Here is a 23,295-nt window from a genome sequence, read left to right on the forward strand (position 1 = left end):
GCCGCAGATATCGTTGCAACCGAAGAAATGCCCATGCCTGCAACGATCATAAAGTACCTCATAATCCGGAGGTCCTTTGCTAAACGAGAGTTCACTACAACAAAAATGGACCGACATCTTCCGCCGGTCAACGTCGGTCCTTTAACACATAACGTTCGCTACCCGCTTCGGGCAGCAAGCAGCCAGTGATGCTTACCTCAGAGAACGGCAGCGCCGAGCCCTATGCTACCGCCTCGGTGATTTTGTAAGCACGGTCGATACGGTGCGCGTCTTTTTACTTCTTGTGATCGCAATTGCGCCCAGCACTAAGGCACATGCAAAAGCTTGAGGAAAAGAGATGGCTTCGCCAAAAGCAAGATATCCCACGGCAAACATCGTGGGTAATTCGATACTTCCGACGACCGCAGTTTGGGAAGCTCCAATAACAGGCGAGCAAATCGTGTAGATGAGCTGAGGCACGAAAGCGGTCACCAGACCAATACCAACAATGAAAAGCCAGTCGGATTGTTCGCTTGGGAGAAGCTCTCCAACCTCAGCACCTAGGATGAGCGGGGCGAGGCCAAGAACAGACCCCAGAGAAACTGACGCGATACGTGCCAACGGCGCAATCCGCGACAACCTGTGTACCAGGACGCAGATTCCGAAGCCAAACCCAAATGGGGCAGCAAGGGATAGCAGCAGCGTTGGTAGGTGTTCCGCAGCCACTGACGCAGGCGAGCCAGCAATAACGGCTGCCACCACAATCAGACCAGCGGCCAACATGGCGCGTCGCGTGGGTGCATCGCCAAACACAGCCCAAGCAATAACTAAGGTGAACACCGGATAGGTCATGTAGAGCACACCTACTGTCGATGCGGGCAGCGTCTCCAGCGCCGTTACATATCCGATCCAACCAAGCCCCATTACGGCTCCGGCGGAGAGACCCCAAATGATCTCTCGCCATTCTTTTCGATGCACAATGAGAACAGGAAGCAGAAGAAGGGCCGCAACAATGTAGCGGTAGAATGCGACCGCATAGGGTGCAACGCCCTGTTCGGTTAGGCTGCGGCTGAAGTAGGGAACCAGGCCGAAACAGATTGAAGCAAAAAGAACACCAAAAACGGCAAATGCATAAGGGATGGATGGTCGATTTCGCGCAGATGTCGTGGCCATAATCTGGAGCTATCACGCATTTGCATCTTCGTCTTCAGAGATTCTACGAAAGACTGCTTTGTCCCGCACACCGGTCGTTCACTGAATTTTTCTGAGCGACCGCACTGAGCCCAATGCAGACACGTTTCTATCAAACATCATCTGTCACGAAGGGCGGAAAGCCGACATTCCCCCGGCTCTGAGTAAACGCCCTGTTTTGTCTAGTGCAGCCATATTCGGGCGGATGAAGTGACGGCTAGCATTGGGAAAACGGGGGTGGCCCACTCACCTGCCACCCCCTTCGTTCGGAACGAAAATGCACCCCGAACAGAAAAAACAGAAGTCCTTCGCTAAAGATTGACCCTTAGCCGCAATCCAAAGACCAGCGGGTCGTTCGGATTCGATCCAGGGTTGTTGAGATATTGCACGTCTGCTGTCAGAGCCAGATTGTCGGCCAGATCCAGACGATAAAACGCTTCAATGGTCGTTTGGTTGGGCAAGCCCGGAGTCGTGAGGTCGGCAACTGTGGCGGCTAAGCCGAAGAGGTCGTCATAGGTGCCCGGTCGCCACATCAGACCTGCATTGACCGCACGCTCTGCCAGCGCGCCGCCGCCATTGGACCATCCCAGTCGCCCAAAGATCATCAGCTGATTTTCGAAAGTATGGTTAGCGGAAACCGTCCCGCCATATGTCTCGGGTACGCCGGCCTTTTGGCGCTCATCCGTGTGAAACATCCCAAGATGCACGTTGGTTAGGAACCGCTTCGACCGCTGCGGTGTCCAGCCGATCTCGGCATACTTGTAGAACTCAGACCCTCCGGGGAACCATTCTACATCGGTGAGAGACCCATTGGCATCACTGACCAAACCCAGCGCATAGAACTGGTCGGTCAGATAACCCCCTGCCGCGATGCCAAAACCCGGGTCAGGGATTGGCAGAACCGGGCTGAACAAGATCGAGTAATTCGAGAACGTCGTTCTCGGGTTAACGTAGCCGAGAATGTCGGAGTAATCGCCCGGGTCGATCCGTCCCACGGCAACCCCTCCACGTCCGCCTGCGACGGCTTGCTGCCAGTAGGCAACCGACAAGGTCGTGTCCGTGTCGCTGAATGTGACGGCAGTGGCTCCTTGATATCCAATTTGCGCAGCCATGGCGGAGGGTGCAATCGGCTGACCCAGCCGGTGTCGGTTCTCAAGGATAAAGACCAGACTACCGGGGTTTTCACCGCCCCGGTCTGCCAGTTCCCACGTCCCAATCATCCTGAGCTGACCCGACGCGGCCGCATCCTGCCCGGTCAGGCTGTGCGAGCTGCGTTGGTAGAGGGCCTGGTAGTCAAAGCTAAGCGCCAGTCCGGTGTTCTCCCGAAAACGCCCCAATGCTGTTTCGGTTGGATCAAGACTGCGATCCAGCCCGGGCCAGCGCGAGTCCTCCAGCCTGCGCAGCCTGTCCTGCTCCTGTTGGGCACTGGCCGAGCCCGGTCCGCCCAGCGAGGTCTGAGCGGCAGCTTCAAGACCGGACTGTGCGACTGGTTCTTCGGCCACCGCGATGTTGCCTGAGATTGTGAAGACCGCTGCCACCACGATCATTAAAACCGGTGACAGGTTATTGCTCGGACCCTGAGGAAATGACATTCTCACTGACAGGTCACTTCATATCATCCTGCGCTTTGATCTCCGGCACACGGGCGAGGGCCTCGGCCATGTCGGCGCTGTTCATCAACTCGATCATCTGATAGTCGTCCAGCAGCCCGTCGCCGAGACGGCTGACATAGAAGGCCTGGATAAAGGTGGGATCGTCCGGCAGGGAAACCGTGATGTAGTTCTTCCCGTTTCCAAGCCCCCAGTAGTAGCTCAGAAGTTCGCCCCCGAGCGCCTCGATCCCGCCTTTGACCGTGGCAGCGCGGTCCCCCGGATTGGCGATCTGCATCTCCCAGGCCGCACTGTTGGACGTGCCGATGAACAAAAAGGTGCGCATGTCTTTCGTGTCTTCGGCCGCCACCGCTGCTGCGGAATGGCAGAAGGCCACAGAGAGTAGGAACTTGTTCATTTTGCTACCTGAATTTCTTGCATATCTTTTGAAAGAGGCAGCTTCGCCGCCCCTGACCGTTCCATGGTGTTACTGCTCGGGGGCTCCGGGGATGGTCTCCTCCAATGCGGCAGGGCGATTTGGGAATTCGGAATGCTCGTCCTCGGGGGTCTCGATGTCGGCATGCCAGGAGAATTCCTTGTCTCCAAGGTCCAATTTGACGTCGTCTCCTGCGATGACAGGGTAGCGGATCGGCTGTCCGGGCCTCAGGTCGGTATTGGCGACGCCGTCATCAATGATGATCTGCCCGCTGACCAGCACGTAGGGGATGCCCTTTGTGAAGGATCCGTTCATGCCCTTCTTCATCGAAGACGTCTCGGTGATCGTATCGGGGTTGAAGATCGTGATGTCCGCGATCATGCCCTCCTGCATACGGCCGCGTTCCTGCATCGCCCCAAGGCCCACTTTGGAGAAGTATTTGGCCGGGATGTAGGAAGCGTTGTTGACCAACTCCATCAGCGGAATGCCCTGCTCGCGCGCTTCGCGGAACACGATGCCATAGGTGCCCGCGTTGCGCGGGTGACCGCCATATTCTTTGAAGTCTGCTTCGATTGGCAACGGCTCCCCGTCAACGGTAAACCCGACAATGTCGTTGGCGATGGCAATATCCTTCATGTGGATCCAACGCTTGAGGTCCGCTTCGGGACGGACCGTGATGAAGATCGGCTTGCTTGGATCCTCTTTCTGCTGGCGAAAGAATTCTTCATCCGTCTCGTAAAGCTCACCGGTGCTGGTATCGAAGATGTCGCGTGTCGGCACAATATTGTTAGCCTCGATTTTGTCCGGCAGCAGTTGCGGGGTCGCGATATTCGGGTTTCCGGTGATGGCCGGATAGTACTCGGCAAAGATGTTCATTCCCTGCTGCTGAAGGCGGCGCGCCAGCTCATAGATCTCTTCCCAGCCCTGGTTCTGGATATGAGACAGGATCAGCGCCCCGTCCAAAGCAACCGCATTGGCAATCACTTCGTTTGCGCCCAGCGAGTAATAAAGCGGCAGGCTTTCGGTTGGGCCAAACCGCGTATGAGCCCCAAAGTAACGATTGTACTTCTTCGCCAGCTTCTGAAGCGCGAAAATCTCCTTCGGGTAGGTGTTATAGCCCATATAGCCGACCGTGGTGTTCACGGTGATCGCTCCGGCGCGAAGGCCCTTGTCATACATGGCCATGACCTGAGCCAGCTGGTTCTTTGAAGGGACATCCAGCGCCCAGCTGGCATGCCCGTCCTCTTCCTCGGCTGCGCCGCGGGATTTGAGGATGTAGGTCGGGTCGGATGCCAGTTCGACAGGAACCATGTCCATGATCACACGGCGGATTTCCTCGTGCCCCATGCCGGAGCCGTAGTTCAGAAAGGAGTTCCCCTCATACTTGTCGTAGAACAGGTCGGCGTCAGCCACGCCGCTTTCGGTGTCGAGAATCGTGGTGGTCCCATCATGGGCCATCATCTTCTGGTCGAACCCACCGAATGAATGCGAGTGTGTGTTGATGAAACCCGGCGCGACGACGTGGTCGGACACGTCGATCTCTCTTTTGCCGGAGATTACATCCTCGGTGATCGCCGTGATCCTGTCGCCTGTCACGCAGACATTGCGCACCGCATCGAAATTGGTTTCCGGGTCCATGACCCGCCCATTCAGGATGGCAACGTCGCAGTCCTGGGCGAACGCCGCAGAGCCGCAGAGCGCCAAAAGTGAAGCAAGGGTCAGATGTTTCATCTGTGGTCCTTTCAAGGTTGTGTTCTTCGAAAGAAAACGCGGGTCGGGCGAGGGAGACCGCCCCGCGCTCTCCTCAGTCGAGCGTGTTCTTGTAGATCGCGCCGTCTTTCATGATGACGCGAATGCTCGGGACATCCTGTCCGCGCGGTTCGGCATCGAACCAGGAATCGACAGCGCCGATGGCCGAGATGTCTTCGAGTGGGTTCCCGTCGACGATGAGAATATCGGCATAAGCGCCTTCCTCAATCACGCCGAGCTTGCCTTCGGGATACGGATTGCCCCGCCCGGTCAGCGCCGCCAGTTCGCCGCCGTTCGAAGTCATCATCTGCAATGCCCAGAGGTTGCCGAACTCCCGCGCGACAAAGGCCTTCGTGAAGTCCATCGACTGCCGGTAGGGAACGCCGGTTAACAAAACATAATCGGAATCAAACACCATCTTCGGCTTGTATTTTCTTACAAGATCCATCAACTGCTTGCTGTTTTCCCGCAACCAAAGGAACTTCGCCGTTGGCGGAAAGGTCGGGTCCTGGTGCATCGGATGTTCCAGCGCCTCGGGAGCCAGTGCCGTCAGGTTGGGCGAAAAGAACGCCTCTTTCTCGACCAGTTTCTGCATCGTCGGTTCGGTAATGGTCAGGCCGTGATCCACCACTTTGACGCCAAGATCGAGCGCACGCGACAGATCGCTGTCCATGAAGACATGCATGGCGACATATGAGTCCATATCCCCAGCAACCTCGACCGCAGCGGAAATCTCGTCGTTTGTGAAAGCAGACTGATAGATCGGGTCCTTAATCGATGTCACGCCACCGCTGACCATGATCTTGAGATAGTTCGCCCCTAGAGCGAAATTCCTGCGCGCGCCCTGAAGCACCTCCGCCGGCCCGTCCACCAGTCTGGTGATCTCCAGACGTTCAAGATTGCTTTCGTTCTTGCGTTGACCCGCGATACCCCAGTCGCCATGTCCGCCTGTCTGGCTAAGGCATGCGCCGGAGGAATAAATTCGTGGGCCAGGTAGTGATCCTTCATCGATTACCGCCCGCAGTCCACCATGAGCGCCGCACATATCGCGGACGGTCGTGAAGCCCATCGCCAACATTTCCTGCGCGAACGCAGCGGCGCGTGCGCCGATCTCTTCCCATGTGGTGTCCTGAAGTCCGGGGATGGTGCCGTTCTTGTACATGTTCACATGCACATGGCTGTCGATCAGACCGGGCATGAGTGTACGACCATCACCGTCAATGACGGTAACGTTCACTTCTTTGGTCTCGATGCCGCGTTCTGTCTGGACGGTGAAGGAGTAGCCATCGATTCCACCGACTGGATCGGGCAACCGCTTGGATCCCCCAGTGCGCACATCGACTTCCCACTTCCCGCCTTCAGGGATGTCAGCGTCAATCTTGTGAATTTTGTTCTTGACGACGAGCACGTCGACGTCCTTCAGCCCGTCATTCACACCATCAAACACCATGACGTTTTTGAAGAGTGTAACTGGGGGGATATCAACTGCGGCCTCCTGTGCAAAAGCCGCGCTCGTTGCGAGAGCGACTGCGCCGGCCATCATTGTGGATTTGCCAAGGTATTTCATTTGCTTCCGTTCCATCGAGAGTCAGGGATGCGCGGGATGCCGAGGTAGGAACATCCCGCGCGACACTCAGTCGAGAGTGTTCTTGTAGATCACGCCGTCTTTCATGATGACCTTCAGGTTGGTGTCTGGCTCGGCCAGCAGCAGGATGTCCTCCAGCGGGTTGCCATCGACCAGCAGGAGATCTGCATAGGCACCTTCCTCGACCACGCCGAGCGGGCCATCCTGATACGGATTGTTCAGGCCGGTCAGACGGTTCATCCGCGCGCCGTTCGATGTAGCCATGCGAAGGATGTCGAACGGCTTGAAGTTGGCCTCGTGCAGGTACTTGAACTCGTCGCTCATCTTCTTGTCCTGCTCGAGCGTCTGGTCCCAGTTGTTGATGAGATCCGTGCCCAGTGTGTAGAGATCGATCATGCCCGGAGTGGTCTGGATCACCTCGATCATATTCGCGGCGGCGTCGCGTACGCTCTTCCACTTCTTGAAGGATGCCGGCGTGTAAAAGGCTTCCGCCTGTTCGGTCGTCACTGAGTAGACCGGTGCCACCGCTGTCGCGAACATGATCTGCTTATCGACCATGATCTCGGCGGCTTCCCTAGTCAGGAACGGGATGTGCTCAACGGTCTTGGCGCCATTGTCGATGCAATTGCGGATCGCCTGTTCTGTGAACACATGACAGGTAACGTACGTTCCCCATTGCTCGGCGGTCTTGACCGCCATCTGGATTTCGTCGGCCTGGTACTGAAGCGAGTGCAGCGGGTCGAATTCGGAGGTGACCCCGCCGCTGACCATGATCTTGATCTGCGTTGCCCCCCGGCGCAGGTTCTCGCGCACGGCCATGCGGATCTGCTCCGGGCCGTCCGCGATGAAGCTCATGTCTGTGTCGACCCAATGCGATGGCCCCTGACCCGACAGGGTTGGATGACGGTCGTTCAGCTTGCGGAAATCGGCGTGGCCCGAAGTTTGGGTGATGAAGGCTTCCGAGGAATAGATCCGCGGGCCGGGCGCCATGCCGCTGTCGATGATCCGGGCGATGGACTTGGCCGGGCCACCGAGGTCTCGAACAGTGGTGAACCCATTCATCAGGATGCGCTCGGACCGGATCGCGGCAACTCCGCCAAGATGGAAGGGCGTGATGTTTTGGCGCAACCCGTCGCTGAGCGGGTTGAATACCAACAGATGCACATGCTGGTCGTGCATCCCGGGCATCAGCGTGCGTCCGCCGCCGTCGATGATCTGGGCATTGGCCACGGCCAAAGGTTCGGTCGAGACCTCGGCGATCAGGTTGTCGATCACCAGCACATTGGCGTTCTCGATCCGCGCCTCGTTCACGCCATCAAAGACATGCACGTTGGTGAAGAGGATCGGAAAACTCTCCTCCTGTGCGACGGCGTGCGTGGGTGACAGAAGACCAGCGGCAAGGATTGCAGCCGTCAGAACGTGAGCCAGTTTTGGGACCATGAAGGCGTTCCTTTTGACGAATCACAGATGTCGCTTTTTCAGCGTGATTTTAGGGAACGCTCGGATTATTGCCTGACACCTTGTCAGGCGCTGGAAATTAGTTTTGGCAAACTGCAAGGTTTGAAAAGTTTTCGGTAGGACTCTCTGGCGCCTCCGTACTAGTTTTGAGGAACAGGAGGCGCGATGACGGGCGGACGTACCAAGAAATCGGACAAAGCATTACCGCTTGTCAGAGCGTCGGTTGCGGGTCCGGTTGTCGCCGCCCTTCGCAAGGTGAGCATCGAACCGGCGTTTGTGCTCGATCCACTGGGGCTGTACGAAGCGCAGGTGATGGACCGTCAGAATTTCGTGCCACACGACACGGTCTACCGGATTTTTCAGGCGGTGGCCGACGCCACATCTCCGGAGTTTTGCGCCCAGGTCGGCCAGTCCGTCGATCTTGTTCGGTTTCTTCCGCTTGGCGACATGCTGGCGGAGGCGCTTACACTCGGGGATTTCTTCACAAGGTTCACGCAAGCCGTTTCTAAGGAATCCAATGCGGTCACGCAGTCACTCTTCGTTGAAGAAGAGCATGCGTATTTCAGTGCCAAACGGAACTTTTCTGTCTCGGCTTCACCGGGTCAGGCCGATGCGTTTCTGGCCAGCATCTGGATATCCCTGTTGCACCGGGTTCTGGACTTCAGATGGGACCCCCACCAGATCGTTCTGCGGGTCTGCGAACCGGACGCCCTTCCCAAGCAGTTTCATGGCGTCCGGGCAATCGAGTGCGGACCACAGGGGTTTTCGATCAGGTTTCCCTCAAGCTGGCTAAGCTTTCGGCTGACACAGGAAGCTTTGGAAAACCCACCAGACTTCAGGATTAAAGACAATGACCTGGCAGCCCCGCTGGACTTTCTCGCGGGACTGGAAGGCCTGATAAAGGTTCATCTGGCTGAACCGGGATTTGGTGTCGACGAGTTGGCCGACCTCTGCGGCTTTCATCGCGAAACGCTCAACAACCGGCTTAAGCCCTATGGCCTGACGGCCTCCCGGGTGATCGCCCGTATCAAGCAGGAAGAAGCTGAAAGCCTACTTGCGGAGGACAACTCGTCCGTTGGCGATACAGCGCTGAGGCTTGGGTACGTCGACCCCACTGCTTTCTCACGGGCGTTTCGGAAATGGACCGGCATGTCCCCGGCAGCCTTCAGACGATCAAACAGGGACGCTTAGCTATGGTCCTGAACATCGTCATCGGTCTGCTATCGGCGTTCTTTCTGTTCGCGTCATCGATCAAGATTTTCGGCTGGCAACAGAAGATTTTCCAAATCCAATTGGAAATGTTCGAAAGCTACGGGCTCAACCGGCAGATCATGTTTCTGGTCGGCTGTGCTGAGCTGTTCGGGGCCATAGCCATCTGGTTTCAATCGTCCTGGGTCGGCCCGCTTGGTGCGCTCGCCCTGCTGGGCACGTCTGTCGGCGCGATCTTCTGCCATCTCGTGTTCGACACGTGGAAACAAGGAGTTCCCGCGATGATAACAGCATCGCTATCAGCCATAGTTCTGAGCAATGGGTACGCTGGACTTCTAGACGTTCTTTGAGCTCAAAGGCCCTCCCATTCGTGATGACTTGACGTACAATGAAGTCCGGAAACGGCTGGTTGCCGTCGTTGCGTTCTACCGCGTCAGTGACCGGAAAGTCCGCACTGCGGTCGTTTGTCTGAGCTCGTCGAATGACTGGTGTGAGCCCGAAGCGGTAATTGTATTTGCAACAGTTGCCCACTTCTGAGCTCATGAGAATCATGCAGATCAAGCGCCGCAAGGCCCGAGGGGTCTCCAAACGTGATGTCGAATGAAATTCGCTTCTTCGTGCCGACCGCCATACGAGCGTTCGTCAACGGCGTCGTTCAACGCATCGAAGTTGCCGCAGGTGTGTCGATCAAGCAAATGATCGATCTTAACCCGACAATTTCCGAACGCGTTTCAGCTGGAGAGGAATATGATCTGGGCATGACCAATCCAGGCTACGCAAAGGCATTGATTGCAGCGGGTTATGCGGAAGTTGGAAGTCATCGTGCCTTTGGCCGCGTCCCGCTTGCGGTTGCTCAAAGGCCAGGGCGACAGGATCGAGTGAAGGAAAATGTCGAGGATCTCAAAGCCCTTTTTCGTGAGGCTGAAAGCATTGCTTTCACTGGGGTCGGCACAAGCGGCCGCATTTATCTTAAGGCGTTGGAAAGGATCGGTCTAACAGATGCTGTCTTTCCCAAAAGCAAGGCCATGGGTGGCGGTGAACCCGTTGCATCTGTCGCAGCCGGTGAAGCAGAACTCGCGGTCGCCCCCCTCACGACGATCCTTTCCACCCCGGATATCGTTCTGGCAGCCGTGTTTCCCGAAGAACTTGGAACGCATATCGACATATCGGTTTTCCTCGGCATCAAAGCCCACCCAGGTGCATCACAGGCACTCTCTTTTCTGACGTCAAGTGAGCTGGATGACGAGCTTGCAGCGGCAGGCATATTTCGATTTGCATTAGATTGACATGACGACGACGAACCAGAACTGCTGGGCCTTTCGCGACGGCCGCAAAGTCCGCTGAGAGCCCAAAGCGGACTTCGTGAACCATCTTCTACATGAAAATGGGAAAATTTGAAGTCGACGCTTAGCTGAATTTTCAGCACTATTGTGTCAACAAGGCAAATGGGGGGATTCATGGTCGAAACGCGCAAGATTGTAATAGTGCGTGAGCACATAACGTGTGATGCCTTTGGCGAGCCATGCGAACAGGTTTGCCGCGTTGCGGCTGCTGCAGTTTTTCGAAACCCGATTGCAGGCCGTTTCGCAGCTGACCTTACAGCGCTTTTTGAGATCGGGGCTAAACTTGGGCAACAACTCGCTGAACAAGCCGTTTCGCAGCTTAAAGGAGCGCCCGTATCCTATGGGAAGGCCGCGATTGTTGGGGTCTCCGGAGATATGGAGCACGGTGGCGCAGTCATACATCCCAGACTCGGCGGTCCGATGCGAGCCGCAGCCAATGGAGGCGACGCAGTCATTCCATCCAACGTAAAGATTGGAGCGGCTGGAACTTCAATCGATTTGCCGCTTGGCCACAAAGACAACCCCTGGTCCTTTGATCATTTCGATACAATGACGCTTTGTGTACCGGATGGGCCGCGCCCCGAAGAAATAGTCATGTTTTTGGCATATGCTGATCGCGGTCGTCCCATCCCGAGATGCGGAAGTGGACCCATTAAAACATAGAAGCTTCTTTTGCCATTCTCTTCCCATGAGTAGTCTTCGAATGGTCGGTGTAAGTGCGTGTGCACACTGCCCACACTTAAATGAGAGGTATCAACGCAATGCACCCCACTGAGAAAATAGTTCGGCAGTTTCACGAGTCATGGGATATGCGTGACCCCGACCGAGGCGCAGCTGTAATTGCTGAGGATTGCGACTTTGAGGACGTCGCGCGTGGCGAGAAACTTCCCGGAAAGGAAGCATACAAAGCAGACTACAACCGTTGGCGCGAGGCTTTCCCAGATGGGCTGTGCAAGGTTGAGAATGTTGTGGTCAGCCAATGCGGCGAATGGGCTACTGTCGAGTTCCGAAACACGGGCACGCACACCGGTACACTGCGCTCAAGCCTCGGAGATTTCCCACCAACTGGAAGGCGGGCCGAAGTCCGTTACTGCTCGGTGATGCGTGTTAAGGACGGGAAGGTGGTTGAGGGACGTGACTACTATGACAGCGCCACCATTGCGCGACAACTTGGACTGGTCGAATAGAACGCTAAGTCGAGCTTCGGTTAAAGCCAAATTCAAAGGTCGCTTTTCTTGGATGGCAGCTTTGTCCGCAGTGCGGTCATTAGTGAAAACTCTGCGAACGTCTGCACCGAGCCAAAAGCGGTCAATTGGCAGAACAGTATCCTATCCGAAAATCGCCTCTAAGCTTCTGGGTCGCTCGAAGTTTTTTCGAGCTCAGCGAGATCCTCCCAAACGCCTTCAGGGATGGACCACTCTGCCCATTCCATTGCCTGTTGAACATGCTGAGGCCATGTCACTCCGCAAATCGTCGAAGTGATGTCGTCGTTTTTCAACGAGTATTGCAACGCGACCGCCCCGACTGGGACATCGTAGTGCCCGCACACCTCTTCAACAGCACGTATTGGCGCAAGCCTTTCATCATCTGCCGGTCGATAGACATAAAAGCGATGGATCGCGCTTCCTCGGGCAAGTGCACCTCCGGAATAAGGTGCTGCGTTCAATATCGAAACGCCACGTGATTTCGCGAGTTCCATCAGAGGTGCCGCGTTATCGTTTACCAGCGTATGCCTGTTGTGTGTCAGGACCACGTCAAAATCCCAACTCTCCAAAATTGGCATCATCAAGTCGATACGTCCCGCCGCGATTCCGACCGCCTTGGCCAGGCCTTCCTCCTTGATACGGAACAACTCTTCAATCGCGCCACCTCGCCCTTTGACCTCTGATAGGTCATTTGCGTATTCGATATCATGGACGTGGAGTATATCAACGCTGTCGACGCTAAGGGCCGCAAGGCTTTCCTCGAATGATCTACGTGCCTGAGAAGCATCAAAAGCACCGGTTTCCATATCCCGGTCGATTTTGGTGGAAAGCACCCGCCCGTCCGGCCACCCACCAAGCTCATGAATGACTTTTCCTATGCGCTCTTCACTTCGACCCATGGCATAGCAACGGGATGTGTCCAGGAACGCATTTGGCTGCGAAAGAATTGCCCGAATTGTATCAATCGCGCGGTCTTCATCAACCTCATACCCGTAGATTTCCGGGATACTTCCCAACCCCGTTGATCCAAACCCGATGCTGGGAACCCTAATCCCTGTCTTACCAATTTCGCGTAGCTCCGCCATGCCAACCTCCCAATTGGTTCCGGACATTCACGAATGTTGCGCGAGTAATTTATTGAAAACAAGTCAGACTTGTCGCTGGAGTTACTCTCTGACCTCAACGCAATTGTTCAAACCGCAAATTCACCAAGCTTTTTCACGAATTGTAGAAGTTTCCACAATGCAGACATTCACTGAATTCTGCTTAACAGCCAGCTGAGCGCGGCACTGCGAAGCGTCTCGGTGCTTCAATCGATTGCTTTATGGATGTTCTTGTCACTCGTCCACTACACGAAACTCGCCGGAAGGCGCGTCAGTAGGTGGCTCTTCGAACTCATTGGAAATCAGACCGCGGCGGATGAGTTCTCGAATAGCGGCCGCTCTAGATGGCAGTCTGTTTTCGAACCGCCAATCATCGATGGCTTTAAGCTCTTCGAGGTCGAGCATCAGTTGCAGTTTTTCCGTGCGCTTTGGCGGTCGATTTTGATCAGACACTGGCATGACCTCAGTAGCTTACGTCAGTTACTCCAAGCATGTATGCCAATGGGCCTGCGTGTCTACAGCAATGTTGGCATGTTGTGCCGGATACCCAGGATCATGAAACGCCCCATGATGTGTCGGATACCTATATTAAGTATATGATTTTATTTGAAAAATATTTTGTCGCTCTTAAGTTTTACTCCACAAGCAACGAAACGGAGTGAAAATGATACAGCAAGTTTTGAAGTCTGAAGTTCAGGAAGAAACCAACGACACAGGCATCGATAAGAACGCCTGGATCGCCAACGCAGTGACCGAAGTATTGGCTGACACCATGGTCCTGATGGTGAAAACGCAAGGCACACATTGGAACGTCGTGGGTCCGTTATTCCTGCCGATCCATGAACTAACAGAGCGTCAGTATCGCGACCTGTTCGAAGCTGCGGATGAATTGGCCGAGCGTGTGCGCGCGTTGGGTCAGGTGGCACCGATTTCGTTCACTGACATGGTTAGCCAAGCCAAACTGACCGAAGAAGAAACGGTCAAAGATGCAGAGGGCATGATCAAACAATTGGTCGCAGACAACGAAGCGATTGCCCGGAATCTGCGTGAGACTGCTGCGACCGCAGCCCGTTATGGCGATGGGGCTACGGAGGATCTGATGAACGCCAGGATGGCGAAGCATGAGGAAGCGGTCTGGATGCTCAAGGCAATTGTTGCGGTCTAATGGATGGCTACCCTCGATCTGAACCTCCGTTTGAGAAGAAAGGAATAATGATGACACGTGTTGGGTACGAGAAAAAAGCACAGCTGCAATTGGATAGTTGGAATGCTCAGATTGATGTTCTCGAAGCCAAGCTGAAGGTGGCTGAAGCAGATGCCAAGCTCGAGCTCGAGGAACAGCTTAGCAAGCTCTACAAGGTAAGGTCCGATGCAAAAACGCAGCTGGAAGAGTTGAAGTCGGCCAGCGACGAGGCCTGGGAAGATGTCAAAGAGGGCTACGAGGCAGCTTGGGGCGATATGCAGAGTGCTTTGAAAGAAGCGGCCGACCGGTTCGCGTAAAGCTTCAAGCTGGGTTCGTCAAAAAAGCTTGTGTCGTGAATGGGGACCGGAATGCAAACACCTAGAGAATTAGTGAGGTACTTTCGCGGGTTCCTAACCATCCCTGCCGCCATAAGTCTTTCAGGGCTTTTGGTGGCTGGGATTGTCTTCAAGACGGAGCAGGCGCTCGTGGGTTGGGGTTGGTCCGCTTCCGATTGGCTGAGCGTTTCTAATCGTACTGCGAGCGATGTACTAAGCGCAATCTCGGCAGCATCCATGTCCGCGTTGGTCATGGTCTATTCCATTGTTTTGCTGGTCTACACCTTAGCAGCCGGATCAATTGGGCCCAGGCTCTTGCAGCGCTTTGGCGAAGACAGGGTAAATCAGATTGCAGTTGGCTCACTTGGAGCGACGTTTTTATACAGCTTGTTGATCTTGTGGCTGATACGCGATGACACATCCGTCAATTTGGCCGTTGCGATTGGAATAGTCTATTCGATCATCTCAGTTCTTTTGCTGTTGCTCTTCGTTCATACAGTATCAACGCGCGTAACCATTGATCAGGAGGCGGCGCGGATTTCGGAAGCCTTGGATCGCCAAGTGAGCACCGCAATCGAAAACAGTGCAGATATCCCATCTTCAGAGGCAGTCCCTGAGGTGGATGACATGCGCCAAGTCTTGGCTTCTGGCACTGGATATGTGAACTCGATCAATACCGAAGGTCTGGTGAGAGCGGCCAAGAAGGTAGGAGCGGTCGTCGTTTTTGATGTGCAGCCAGGTGACTTCATGGTTCCAACGGACACTTTGGCCAGTGTTTATGGTGACAGTGACGAAAACCTGAATGATCTGGCGAAAGCGTCAGCTCCGTTGATCCCCGCGCGAGATCCTACCGGAGATATCCGCTTTTCTGTCCATCTCCTCGTGGAAATCGCACTTCGGGCGTTGTCACCAGGTGTCAACGACACGTTTACCGCAATAGTCTGCATCGACCGACTGTCGGCGTCTCTGGCCCGTGCGTGGTCGTCAAAGCTCTGCACGGGTGTGTATCGGGATGATGACGGAAACGTGCGGGTGGTTTACCCTTCCATCACGGCTGAGGCACTGTTTCACGACTCGATGCCAGCTCTGCGACGCGCTGCCCGGGGTAATGGCCTCGTAACGGCCGCCCTTATTCGAGCTTTGGTACGCATCGCGGAGGCAGCTCCAGACGAAGATTTGCGGGCTGTTGTAGATGAACTATCTGCGGTCAGAGATGAGACCCGAGAAAGCGATATGCTTGAGCGCGATATTGATAAGTTTTGTGGCCAAGTCGAAACCGCAATTGAAGGGTTTTAGTCAACCGTGCTGGACAATTGCAGTCCAGTTAGGCTGGGGGGTGGTTTGTGAGTGGGCCATCCCCCAACTTATGGAGAAGTGCTTATCGTTTGGTCTTAGGCTAATTTCACCGAAAGGTAGTCACTGGTTGGTGAAACCAGACGGCTACTTTGTCCGCAACTAAGTTTTTGCCCCGACTATGTCGAACATTCGCTGTTGGTAGAAACTGCCGTTTTAGTTCGAGACACTTTATAGGTCCTGAACCACGACTTAGGCGGAGATCACTATTTTGGCCCTTCAAAACCTCGATTGCATCGCAATCCAGCCGTCGGCAGGTATAATGCGAATATGACAAGAGATATTGAAGCTAAGGCTCAGACAATCGCTGAGGCCCTGACCTCTGCACAGCAGATATCCATACTGTCTTCAGAGGCAGTACAGCTGACGCTGGATGACGCTTATTCGGTTGCAAGTCGCGTCCGAGAACTTCAGGGCAAAAAGAAAATTGGCCGGAAGGTCGGCTTCACGAACCGCATGATTTGGCCTGTTTACGGAGTGGATCAGCCCATTTGGGGAGAGGTTCACGCAGATGGGCTGTTTTCGACTGATCAGCCGGTAAACTTGGCAAGGTATCCAGAACCGAGAATCGAACCAGAAATCGTACTAGGCCTTGGCAATGCCCCGACGGCTGAAATGAACAATGAGCAGCTGGCAGGTTGCGTGGAGTGGGTTGCTCCGGGATTTGAAATTGTTCAATCGATTTATCCCAACTGGAAATTCTCGGTCGAAGACTCAATCGCTGCACAAGGATTGCACGGCTGCCTTGTTCTTGGCGACAAAATCGCGGCTACGCATGATGTCTTGAACGGCTTGGCCGAAGTGCCACTAGCATTGTTCAAGGGCACCGAGGCCATCGAGTCCGGCAAAGGTGAAAACGCGCTTGGAGGCCCAATTGAAGTCCTGGCTCATCTTGTGTCTCTACTCTCACAAGCCGACCAGCTTCAGGGAGGCGAGCTGGTTACAACCGGTACTTTGACAGACGCATGGCCAGTGTCTCCGGGTGAAGAATGGTCAGCTGGTTTTGGTGGCGTGATGGACACCGAGCTCTCGGTACGATTTACATGAGGCTTTGGTAGAGTGGTGACGCCGACTGCACCAAAGAAATGTTGCTCTCAATAGCTGACCATGATGGTCTTCCACTGGTTTCATCAATTCTGGGATGCAAATTAAACGATGCTATCCAAATCAGATTACATGATGTTTCTTAGGCACCCTGCCTGGCTATGGATCAAGAAACACGCCAGGCACCTGTTGCCGCCGATTGACCCTTCATTGCAAGCGCGTTTTTTCGAGGGGCACGCGTTTGAGCCTTATGCTGAGGAGCTATTTGGTGATCTCGTTCGCCTCGGTTTTTCAGATTTTTCAGAGTACCAAGCTCTGCCCTCGCGCACTCTGAATGTTTGGAAAGATGGTGCGAACGCCGTGGCACAGGGTCGCTATGAAGATGGGCACATAACTTGCATCTCCGACATCGTGAGCCGCAGTGGCGATGGGTACGTTCTGACAGAGATCAAGAGCGGGACATCTGCAAAGCCCGAACACACTTTTGATCTCGCATTCCAGCGTGTCGTGCTTGAGGCAGCGGGGTTCCCCATTGCGCGCTGCGAAGTGGCACATGTGAACCGTGATTACGTCAGAAACGGCGAAATCAATCCGCAAGAGCTTGTCAGCATCACTGACATCACGGATGCGGTGACTGAGCAGCTCGAAAAAACACGCACGCGTATAGATCAGGCATTGAGCGTCGTTGCCAGCGGTACGATGCCTGATCCGTCCCCCGAACGTGCGCGCCTTAAATCCTATGTTGAATGGCTGGAGATCCGCGAAAAACTCGACCCACCTCTCGCGCATGACAGTATCCACCGCCTTCCGTTCATGAATGCGGAAAAAGCCTCGGAACTCATCGCAAATGGGATCACAAAGATTGACGAGATCAGCGATCCATCTGTGTTGGGCAAGTCAACACAGCGCTACTTGAGAGCTCTGGCGAATGATGCACGCACTATCGATCATCAGGAGTTGAGCAGGTTTCTGAGCGAGATTGTCTATCCGGTTTATTATTTTGACTACGAGACATCTCAGAGTTTGCTGCCGCCCTGGGACGGAACGCGTCCCTATCAGCAAGTGGCTTTCCAGTATTCCTTGCATATCCAGCATGAGCCTGGCGGAGAAATTGAGCACAGGGAGTATCTCCACCGAGACGCCAGTAACCCAATGCCAGCCTTGCTGAAAAGGCTTCGTGAGGACATAGGAAACGTTGGCTCTGTAGTGGTTTGGTATGCTCCGTTCGAGAAATCGCGCAATACGGAAATGGCGGAAACTTATCCAGAGCATGCAGAGTTCCTGGAAGGCCTAAACGCCCGCGTTGTAGATCTTATGAAGCCGTTTGCAGATGAAGTGATCAACGATCCCGCGTTCAAGGGAAGCGCCTCTATCAAGGCCGTTCTTCCAGCGTTTTTGCCAGAACTTTCATACGATGATCTGGACATCAAAGAGGGGGCGAGCGCGTCTCGCCTTTGGAAGGACGTAACACTGGCCGAACCGGGTGATCCAGCGCGCGAGAAGGTATATTCTGATCTTGTTGCGTATTGTACGCGCGACACCTGGGCGATGGTCGCAATTCATCGGGAATTGCTGGCGATGTGAGGTGTGCTGCGAACCAAAAGACGTTTTACGACTTTGCTCTACTGGATATCTGTGTGGGTTTTCGGTGTTAGAGCAGCCGCAAACTCAATCTTGCCACTCCAACCGATACAAGACGTGGTGACCGCGTAGACCTTTCAGGAGTCTGGGTTCTATTTCAGAAAATGAGAAATCGGTTCGCGCTCCGACCATGGCACGAGTCGCATCTGAAACGAGTATCTCGCCTGCCGCACCAACGGTCGTTATGCGTGACGCTTTGTTGACCACAGTACCGAAAAAATCTCCACGAGATTGCACGACATCACCAGTGTGAATCCCAATCCGAACACCGAAAGATGGCTCCGCGGATGCCGATGCAATGGCCCCCTGAATCTTGATAGCGGCCGTTAGTGCTTCTTTCGCGGACGGAAAGACGGACAACGTTCCGTCTCCAAGGGATTTCACGAACTGGCCATGATACTTTTCAATGATCGCCGCCAAGACTTGGAAGTGGTTTTCGATCAGCACCGACCAACGCTGATCGCCCAAAGCCTCCGCCAACGTTGTACTACCCTCCACATCAGTGAAAAGTACCGAAGCCAAACCTTCGGTTTGGATCAGCTCGGGTCCATCTTCGCGCGCAGCATCAACCAGTTTTTGGATGGCCAGCTGCTCTTTACCCACGAGTTCAATATTTGGAGTTGGCACCGAAGCGTGGCGATTGATGATCTTCCAGGCTGCTCCCTCCAGGACAAAAATCAGAACGGTGCGGTAGAAGACGGCTTCATCAAAGCCGACAAACTGAATCTTGTGGACGAAGGACGACCATCCCGTTTCTCCGTTTTCGAAGGCCTCAGCTTCAACTTCTTCGAAAACGACGGGAGCCGGGATCTCCGCAAAAAATCTGCTAACCCCATCGCGAACTGCTTGCCCGCTCCAGAACTCACCTTCGCCTGTCCCAACGAACCTTAGTTCATCTGATTTCGAGAGATAGTTCCGTAATTCGTCAGTATTCTTCTTGGTTCTGAGTATTTCATACCAACGCCTCGAAACTGCCAGCAGTTCAGGTGAGGAGCGTGTCATCACAAATTACTCGAGACGCTAAATGGAATGAGACTTACAAAGTCTTGCAACCGGTATCTCCATTTTTCGAAATATGCAGGCCAATGCTGCCGCTGGGGTTTGGTCAGATCAAGACTTTTGTATTTCTCCAGAATGGAGCGCTTCAGACGCAGATCAAAAGACGCGCGTCGGTTCAGAGCGAACTATCGACAGAGTTTCTGGGTTCGAGTCTGCATCACAGGGTATCGAATCGTTTCGCTGTCTGAGAGCTACTCGACGCTGTACTGAACCGTAAAATAGGATGCTTCATTCTTTTTGGCACACGCTAAGCTAGAAGGTTCCCAGAACTACGCGGTGAATTTCTAGGTGCAGCACGCTCTGTCTTGACATGGTTATGCGAACTGGTTCAGCTTGCGGACATGACGTTCACACGCATCCACTGCCATCGAATATCGGCCTGAAGTCGATAACCCACGCGAAATCCGCGGGAGGCAGCATTGGTATGCGGGCGAGGCTTATATCCTTGTAATTGCTCCAGATTAGAGTGCACGAGTCGGTTCGATTCCGACGCCTCCTACCATTCTCAGGAGGAGTCCGACATGGCGGACGACGCGAAGAACACAATTGACTTCAATGATATCAAGCAATCGGTCGAGAAGAACCTCGGCCGCACACCCGAAGGCTGGTCCGGCTTGACCACAAAGCTCTTCACAGAGGTTAAGAAATACTGCGATCTGAAGGGTGCCACCTACCCCTTTGTCCTCCAGATCAAGGGGAAGCTGGGAGAGCTCCGCATCTACCACAGGTGTGATGATCGACACATCCAGTCGATGATCATCGCCACGATTGCACGAGCAAATCGTACCTGTGAGCGCTGCTCAAACGCTGCCGAGACCCAGCTGTTGAACGGCTGGTACACGACACTGTGTTGTTGGTGCGCGCATGATGTCGCGAGCAAGCGCCATCCGAAACGGCACCGGCTATTTGGCGTTCGAAAAAAGCGTGTTCGAGATCGAATGACCTGCGGTGTCTGCGGATATTACGGCCAGATTGACCGAACGGATGACCGTAATCGGTGCCCCGCGTGCGTGAAGAAGGACTGGTGATGACCGCCGAACAACAAGTGATCTTCAATAAGATTATGGAAGACTACGATGATGAGGACTACGCCCGGAAGCTCATGAATACGAGCTCGCTGGCCACCGGTCATGTCCCGCCGATTGCCCTTTGCCAGATCTCGAGCGGGGTCTTCCATCTCAACAAGACCAAGTTCTGGAGAGTGTAACTGATGGGTGATGTCGAAAAGAGCTGGAAGGAATTCCGGGAAAAGGTCCGAGGTGTGATCGAGGACCATGGAGCGCCAGATGATCTCCGCTCATTTGACGCCTGGTACGCCGAAGAGATGCGTTTGGTGATGGCGCAAAACTACCCAGCTCCGCACGTCTCTGACGTCACATGGTCGACCGAGGGTCTGCATGTCGAGTGTGATGACCGCGAAGTGGTCGGCCGTATGATGACTACTATGGCGGAGGTTGCACACGATCTCAAGGAGGCGCGGGCCCGGAGGTCAGTGATGCGCAGTGTTGTCGACTGGAATGATATTCACGGAAGCGTCTTCAAGCAGCTTGGTGAGTATCGTGCCGGGTGGGCGGAGCAGCTTACGCTTGCACTTGAGAAAGTGAAGAGGTTGATCGACGAGCAGCCCGACCTGTTTGGTGATGAACACCCGTCCATCGTTCAGATCAAACAGAAATGGGGAGGCTTGCGCGTCTATGAGGGCCCGGACTGCAACCAGGCTGCGAGTGAAGAGATTCAATGGCGTGTCGATCAGATTGAGCAAACCTGTGAAGGTTGTTCTAATTCTGCCCAACGCCAGAACTTCCTTGGGTTTGTGACGACGCTTTGCAGCTGGTGTTACAATGATGCACTGCGGCGGCGATTTGAGGGCGCCGAAGAATCCTGGCCCGACAGCCTGAGGCTGGACATTGTGGAAAACTATCCAGACCTCGTTTCTCCGGATTGCGCATCTCTTGTTCCTGCTGTCGGAAAGGGCTGGCTCGTCATGATTTCGCAAGCACTCCACAAGCTTTCCTTCAGTCAGGATTTCAGGGCACTGGAGCCTGGAACTATTCAGATCTCGGATATTGAGAAAGGCCAGGATGGCAAGATTTGCATCGGTTTCAGTCGATACCACGATCTCATTCAGGAGTACGCTGACTGGATGGAATTTCGATGCGGTGTGACGTGTGAAGAGTGTGGCCACGTTGGTGACATCGTTCGGACAGCCGACAGGTCTCAAGTGCTCTGTTCTCACTGTTATTGTACTCGGGAGAAGTCTGATGGGTGATGACGACGACGTTGAGCTGGATGAACAAACCTTGCGTTTGCTTAGGCTTCGGGAGGCTGAAATTGCGGCTGGTCGAGCAAAACTAACCAAGCCAATTACCTCGGATGAGATCCGGTCTCGAAAGGTGCCTGATCCGCAGAGTAAGCCAGATGAGTGACGAGACTACAGAAGAGGAAATCCCAATTTTCGTGATCTGTGAGACTTTGGTGAACGGCAAACTTCGAGAGATTGAAGGAAATGAGATCACTGTAAAACCAAACAAGATCTTAGTCTTGACGATCAGTGTCGAGGATGTTGAGCGATGACAGATGATTTTTCAGAAGAAGAGATCTTCGGGCGCCCGTTACAGGATGTTCCTCTGGATGCCTTGATCGCAGAGTTGCAAGCTCGTCGCAGAGAGGGTCCGGAGGTCTGGCTTGCATTGCGCAAAATGATTCTCGAGCAAATCGCCGATTTTGCACAGCGTCCGGCCGATGCGCCCAAATGGCGGGATGAATGGGTCAAAGAGAACACCTGGGATCTAGTGACTGAAGACCATGATGTCGAGATCACTGATGGTAGCGGCAACGTGTTCGACGACCTCGGGATCGAAGACCCAAGGAAGAAGACTTGGTGATGGGGGCCGAGCATTTCAGCTTGATCTTATCCGCCGTGATCATTGTCGCTTTGACGATCTACGTCAGACACATCGTCCACACTGCTGGAAAAGATCGCGAAGTCGATCCAGAGCGAGTGAAGAAGATCATGCGAGATCTGGACTACAGCCACCTGGACCGGGTGATGAACCTGCGAAGGAAGGGCTAGCGGGATGTTGAAGGTGGTTGTTTACGTCGGTGATCAAGAAGTCGCTCGAGCTGTATCTGAGAACGATTCAGAGCTCTCGGACGTGTCTGATTACAATATTCGAATGAGCGAACGGGCCGCTGAACAGCTGGGCATTCAGGAAAAAGGCCTTGGCGGCCGGATTAAAGGCCACCCTCGAAATCAGACGGTCTGGAGGCTCGTCCGCAAGATCGCAGACCTTTGGCTTGCGGGGACCGGCGCGGGCGAAGAAAGCGTTGAGGCAGAACTGCTGCCGATGATCCGCAAGTCAATCCGCGAACTAGATGAGAGGGTCGAAAAGGAAACGAACCAAAGCGAAGATTGGAATGCTGTGATCAAGCAGATTTCTGATGACGAGCCGTATTCCCTAGGCTTCTACGCTGACAAATTTGAGTCGTGGACAGCGGACGAGATTGAAGCTCTTCGATGTGATGTGGTTGAGACAGCCACAGAGGAAGAACTAATGGCCGAGGTCGAACGCCGGCGAAGAGCTGGTCTACTGCCCAAGGAGGCCTCGAATGATGGCTTCTCAGATATGGTTGATGATCTCTGGGGCAAACTCGATACAGACCCAGACCGCTAGTACAGCGTACCTGCCGCCCTTAACCAATATTTGACATAAGAAGTCTATGGCGACTGTCGTCGTAGTAGTGCGTGCTTCTTCTAAGCGCCTCTCCTGCTAGGAACCAAAGCGCCACGGATAAGCATTTCCCCAGCACTGCTCTGCGGAACTATGTACCAC

The 23,295-nt window shown here is 54.3% G+C and carries 27 protein-coding genes and 1 tRNA gene; 19 read left to right on the plus strand and 9 right to left on the minus strand.

Annotated elements, in window-relative coordinates:
• Nucleotides 1-189 (plus strand): hypothetical protein (locus GOV91_RS22595; RefSeq protein ID WP_217352048.1); only part of this gene is annotated, 189 nt, incomplete at its 5' end.
• Between the two features lie 36 nt (nt 190-225).
• On the opposite strand, the gene GOV91_RS20305 is transcribed toward GOV91_RS22595, so the two are convergent.
• From GOV91_RS20305 to GOV91_RS20330, 6 genes are all read right to left on the minus strand, one after another.
• Nucleotides 226-1,152, minus strand: coding sequence for a DMT family transporter (locus GOV91_RS20305; protein ID WP_170567601.1), 927 nt, complete (start codon nt 1,150-1,152; stop codon nt 226-228).
• A 329-nt stretch (nt 1,153-1,481) separates the two neighbouring features.
• Nucleotides 1,482-2,762, minus strand: a complete 1,281-nt coding sequence (locus tag GOV91_RS20310) for a carbohydrate porin (protein WP_171236809.1) — start codon at nt 2,760-2,762, stop codon at nt 1,482-1,484.
• A gap of 13 nt (nt 2,763-2,775) precedes the next feature.
• Complete coding sequence (locus tag GOV91_RS20315) at nt 2,776-3,177, minus strand: hypothetical protein (RefSeq protein ID WP_170567597.1); 402 nt, start codon at nt 3,175-3,177, stop codon at nt 2,776-2,778.
• Nucleotides 3,178-3,246: 69 nt separating this feature from the next.
• Nucleotides 3,247-4,926, minus strand: a complete 1,680-nt coding sequence (locus GOV91_RS20320) for a hypothetical protein (RefSeq protein WP_171236810.1) — start codon at nt 4,924-4,926, stop codon at nt 3,247-3,249.
• 73 nt (nt 4,927-4,999) lie between these two features.
• Complete coding sequence (locus GOV91_RS20325) at nt 5,000-6,511, minus strand: amidohydrolase family protein (protein ID WP_170817045.1); 1,512 nt, start codon at nt 6,509-6,511, stop codon at nt 5,000-5,002.
• Nucleotides 6,512-6,577: 66 nt separating this feature from the next.
• The gene (locus GOV91_RS20330; protein ID WP_170612071.1) at nt 6,578-7,969 is read right to left on the minus strand and encodes an amidohydrolase family protein; all 1,392 of its coding nucleotides are present in this window, start codon (nt 7,967-7,969) and stop codon (nt 6,578-6,580) included.
• Between the two features lie 183 nt (nt 7,970-8,152).
• Between GOV91_RS20330 and GOV91_RS20335 the strand changes: the two genes are divergently transcribed.
• The 5 genes from GOV91_RS20335 (at nt 8,153) to GOV91_RS20355 (ending at nt 11,726) form a co-directional block, all read left to right on the plus strand.
• Nucleotides 8,153-9,178 carry an AraC family transcriptional regulator gene (locus GOV91_RS20335; RefSeq protein ID WP_170612069.1) on the plus strand — a complete coding sequence of 342 codons (1,026 nt, stop codon included), beginning with the start codon at nt 8,153-8,155 and terminating at the stop codon, nt 9,176-9,178.
• A 2-nt stretch (nt 9,179-9,180) separates the two neighbouring features.
• On the plus strand, nt 9,181-9,546 hold the full coding sequence (locus GOV91_RS20340; RefSeq protein ID WP_170612068.1) for a DoxX family protein: 366 nt from the start codon (nt 9,181-9,183) through the stop codon (nt 9,544-9,546).
• A gap of 243 nt (nt 9,547-9,789) precedes the next feature.
• Entirely contained in the window at nt 9,790-10,482 is a 693-nt protein-coding gene (locus GOV91_RS20345) for a substrate-binding domain-containing protein (protein ID WP_171236811.1), read from the plus strand.
• A gap of 171 nt (nt 10,483-10,653) precedes the next feature.
• Nucleotides 10,654-11,202, plus strand: a complete 549-nt coding sequence (locus GOV91_RS20350) for an amino acid synthesis family protein (protein WP_171236812.1) — start codon at nt 10,654-10,656, stop codon at nt 11,200-11,202.
• A 98-nt stretch (nt 11,203-11,300) separates the two neighbouring features.
• On the plus strand, nt 11,301-11,726 hold the full coding sequence (locus tag GOV91_RS20355) for an ester cyclase (RefSeq protein WP_256369250.1): 426 nt from the start codon (nt 11,301-11,303) through the stop codon (nt 11,724-11,726).
• 158 nt (nt 11,727-11,884) lie between these two features.
• Here the strand turns inward: GOV91_RS20355 and GOV91_RS20360 are convergent, their stop codons facing one another.
• On the minus strand, nt 11,885-12,829 hold the full coding sequence (locus GOV91_RS20360) for an aldo/keto reductase (protein WP_170567586.1): 945 nt from the start codon (nt 12,827-12,829) through the stop codon (nt 11,885-11,887).
• Nucleotides 12,830-13,081: 252 nt separating this feature from the next.
• Nucleotides 13,082-13,300, minus strand: a complete 219-nt coding sequence (locus GOV91_RS20365) for a hypothetical protein (RefSeq protein ID WP_152456637.1) — start codon at nt 13,298-13,300, stop codon at nt 13,082-13,084.
• Nucleotides 13,301-13,511: 211 nt separating this feature from the next.
• Here GOV91_RS20365 and GOV91_RS20370 point away from each other — a divergent pair, with 211 nt between their 5' ends.
• From GOV91_RS20370 to GOV91_RS20390, 5 genes are all read left to right on the plus strand, one after another.
• A complete protein-coding gene (locus tag GOV91_RS20370; protein WP_170567585.1) occupies nt 13,512-14,012 on the plus strand; it encodes a Dps family protein in 501 nt (166 codons plus the stop codon).
• Nucleotides 14,013-14,059: 47 nt separating this feature from the next.
• On the plus strand, nt 14,060-14,347 hold the full coding sequence (locus GOV91_RS20375; protein WP_170567584.1) for a coiled coil domain-containing protein: 288 nt from the start codon (nt 14,060-14,062) through the stop codon (nt 14,345-14,347).
• Between the two features lie 72 nt (nt 14,348-14,419).
• The gene (locus tag GOV91_RS20380) at nt 14,420-15,661 is read left to right on the plus strand and encodes a DUF2254 family protein (RefSeq protein WP_171236813.1); all 1,242 of its coding nucleotides are present in this window, start codon (nt 14,420-14,422) and stop codon (nt 15,659-15,661) included.
• A 327-nt stretch (nt 15,662-15,988) separates the two neighbouring features.
• Nucleotides 15,989-16,765 carry a 2-keto-4-pentenoate hydratase gene (locus GOV91_RS20385; RefSeq protein ID WP_171236814.1) on the plus strand — a complete coding sequence of 259 codons (777 nt, stop codon included), beginning with the start codon at nt 15,989-15,991 and terminating at the stop codon, nt 16,763-16,765.
• Nucleotides 16,766-16,873: 108 nt separating this feature from the next.
• Nucleotides 16,874-18,346 carry a DUF2779 domain-containing protein gene (locus GOV91_RS20390; RefSeq protein ID WP_171236815.1) on the plus strand — a complete coding sequence of 491 codons (1,473 nt, stop codon included), beginning with the start codon at nt 16,874-16,876 and terminating at the stop codon, nt 18,344-18,346.
• 84 nt (nt 18,347-18,430) lie between these two features.
• On the opposite strand, the gene GOV91_RS20395 is transcribed toward GOV91_RS20390, so the two are convergent.
• Nucleotides 18,431-19,405 carry an adenylate/guanylate cyclase domain-containing protein gene (locus GOV91_RS20395; protein ID WP_171236816.1) on the minus strand — a complete coding sequence of 325 codons (975 nt, stop codon included), beginning with the start codon at nt 19,403-19,405 and terminating at the stop codon, nt 18,431-18,433.
• Between the two features lie 465 nt (nt 19,406-19,870).
• On the opposite strand from GOV91_RS20395, the gene GOV91_RS20400 reads away from it, so the two are divergent.
• From GOV91_RS20400 to GOV91_RS20440, 8 genes are all read left to right on the plus strand, one after another.
• Nucleotides 19,871-19,964, plus strand: a tRNA-OTHER gene (locus GOV91_RS20400).
• Nucleotides 19,965-19,983: 19 nt separating this feature from the next.
• Nucleotides 19,984-20,490, plus strand: a complete 507-nt coding sequence (locus GOV91_RS20405) for a hypothetical protein (protein WP_170703735.1) — start codon at nt 19,984-19,986, stop codon at nt 20,488-20,490.
• Nucleotides 20,490-20,669 (plus strand): hypothetical protein, encoded by a 180-nt coding sequence (locus tag GOV91_RS20410; RefSeq protein WP_171236817.1) that lies wholly within the window; start codon nt 20,490-20,492, stop codon nt 20,667-20,669. Before GOV91_RS20405 ends, GOV91_RS20410 begins: the two co-directional genes overlap by 1 nt.
• A 3-nt stretch (nt 20,670-20,672) precedes the next feature.
• Nucleotides 20,673-21,731, plus strand: coding sequence for a hypothetical protein (locus tag GOV91_RS20415; protein WP_171236818.1), 1,059 nt, complete (start codon nt 20,673-20,675; stop codon nt 21,729-21,731).
• Nucleotides 21,724-21,888 carry a hypothetical protein gene (locus GOV91_RS20420; protein ID WP_170703722.1) on the plus strand — a complete coding sequence of 55 codons (165 nt, stop codon included), beginning with the start codon at nt 21,724-21,726 and terminating at the stop codon, nt 21,886-21,888. Before GOV91_RS20415 ends, GOV91_RS20420 begins: the two co-directional genes overlap by 8 nt.
• A 144-nt stretch (nt 21,889-22,032) precedes the next feature.
• Entirely contained in the window at nt 22,033-22,347 is a 315-nt protein-coding gene (locus GOV91_RS20430; RefSeq protein ID WP_171236819.1) for a hypothetical protein, read from the plus strand.
• Nucleotides 22,347-22,535 carry a hypothetical protein gene (locus GOV91_RS20435; protein WP_170567573.1) on the plus strand — a complete coding sequence of 63 codons (189 nt, stop codon included), beginning with the start codon at nt 22,347-22,349 and terminating at the stop codon, nt 22,533-22,535. The genes GOV91_RS20430 and GOV91_RS20435 overlap by 1 nt, the downstream gene beginning before the upstream one ends.
• A gap of 4 nt (nt 22,536-22,539) precedes the next feature.
• Nucleotides 22,540-23,136 carry a hypothetical protein gene (locus GOV91_RS20440; protein ID WP_170786494.1) on the plus strand — a complete coding sequence of 199 codons (597 nt, stop codon included), beginning with the start codon at nt 22,540-22,542 and terminating at the stop codon, nt 23,134-23,136.
• Nucleotides 23,137-23,295: the final 159 nt, after the last annotated feature.

Source organism: Ruegeria sp. HKCCA6837 (assembly GCF_013034475.1).
In the GTDB taxonomy this organism is placed as follows: Bacteria; Pseudomonadota; Alphaproteobacteria; order Rhodobacterales; family Rhodobacteraceae; genus Ruegeria.

Coding starts and splice junctions, on each gene's coding strand:
- GOV91_RS20440 (WP_170786494.1), top strand. CDS start 22,540: ATGTTGAAGGTGGTTGTTTACGTCGGTGATCAAGAAGTCGCTCGAGCT.
- GOV91_RS20390 (WP_171236815.1), top strand. CDS start 16,874: ATGCTATCCAAATCAGATTACATGATGTTTCTTAGGCACCCTGCCTGG.
- GOV91_RS20360 (WP_170567586.1), bottom strand. CDS start 12,829: ATGGCGGAGCTACGCGAAATTGGTAAGACAGGGATTAGGGTTCCCAGC.
- GOV91_RS20320 (WP_171236810.1), bottom strand. CDS start 4,926: ATGAAACATCTGACCCTTGCTTCACTTTTGGCGCTCTGCGGCTCTGCG.
- GOV91_RS20345 (WP_171236811.1), top strand. CDS start 9,790: ATGTCGAATGAAATTCGCTTCTTCGTGCCGACCGCCATACGAGCGTTC.
- GOV91_RS20335 (WP_170612069.1), top strand. CDS start 8,153: ATGACGGGCGGACGTACCAAGAAATCGGACAAAGCATTACCGCTTGTC.
- GOV91_RS20355 (WP_256369250.1), top strand. CDS start 11,301: ATGCACCCCACTGAGAAAATAGTTCGGCAGTTTCACGAGTCATGGGAT.
- GOV91_RS20350 (WP_171236812.1), top strand. CDS start 10,654: ATGGTCGAAACGCGCAAGATTGTAATAGTGCGTGAGCACATAACGTGT.
- GOV91_RS20330 (WP_170612071.1), bottom strand. CDS start 7,969: ATGGTCCCAAAACTGGCTCACGTTCTGACGGCTGCAATCCTTGCCGCT.
- GOV91_RS20435 (WP_170567573.1), top strand. CDS start 22,347: ATGGGGGCCGAGCATTTCAGCTTGATCTTATCCGCCGTGATCATTGTC.
- GOV91_RS20430 (WP_171236819.1), top strand. CDS start 22,033: ATGACAGATGATTTTTCAGAAGAAGAGATCTTCGGGCGCCCGTTACAG.
- GOV91_RS20385 (WP_171236814.1), top strand. CDS start 15,989: ATGACAAGAGATATTGAAGCTAAGGCTCAGACAATCGCTGAGGCCCTG.
- GOV91_RS20305 (WP_170567601.1), bottom strand. CDS start 1,152: ATGGCCACGACATCTGCGCGAAATCGACCATCCATCCCTTATGCATTT.
- GOV91_RS20405 (WP_170703735.1), top strand. CDS start 19,984: ATGGCGGACGACGCGAAGAACACAATTGACTTCAATGATATCAAGCAA.
- GOV91_RS20370 (WP_170567585.1), top strand. CDS start 13,512: ATGATACAGCAAGTTTTGAAGTCTGAAGTTCAGGAAGAAACCAACGAC.
- GOV91_RS20415 (WP_171236818.1), top strand. CDS start 20,673: ATGGGTGATGTCGAAAAGAGCTGGAAGGAATTCCGGGAAAAGGTCCGA.
- GOV91_RS20310 (WP_171236809.1), bottom strand. CDS start 2,762: ATGTCATTTCCTCAGGGTCCGAGCAATAACCTGTCACCGGTTTTAATG.
- GOV91_RS20395 (WP_171236816.1), bottom strand. CDS start 19,405: ATGACACGCTCCTCACCTGAACTGCTGGCAGTTTCGAGGCGTTGGTAT.
- GOV91_RS20325 (WP_170817045.1), bottom strand. CDS start 6,511: ATGAAATACCTTGGCAAATCCACAATGATGGCCGGCGCAGTCGCTCTC.
- GOV91_RS20315 (WP_170567597.1), bottom strand. CDS start 3,177: ATGAACAAGTTCCTACTCTCTGTGGCCTTCTGCCATTCCGCAGCAGCG.
- GOV91_RS20375 (WP_170567584.1), top strand. CDS start 14,060: ATGATGACACGTGTTGGGTACGAGAAAAAAGCACAGCTGCAATTGGAT.
- GOV91_RS20420 (WP_170703722.1), top strand. CDS start 21,724: ATGGGTGATGACGACGACGTTGAGCTGGATGAACAAACCTTGCGTTTG.
- GOV91_RS20340 (WP_170612068.1), top strand. CDS start 9,181: ATGGTCCTGAACATCGTCATCGGTCTGCTATCGGCGTTCTTTCTGTTC.
- GOV91_RS20410 (WP_171236817.1), top strand. CDS start 20,490: ATGACCGCCGAACAACAAGTGATCTTCAATAAGATTATGGAAGACTAC.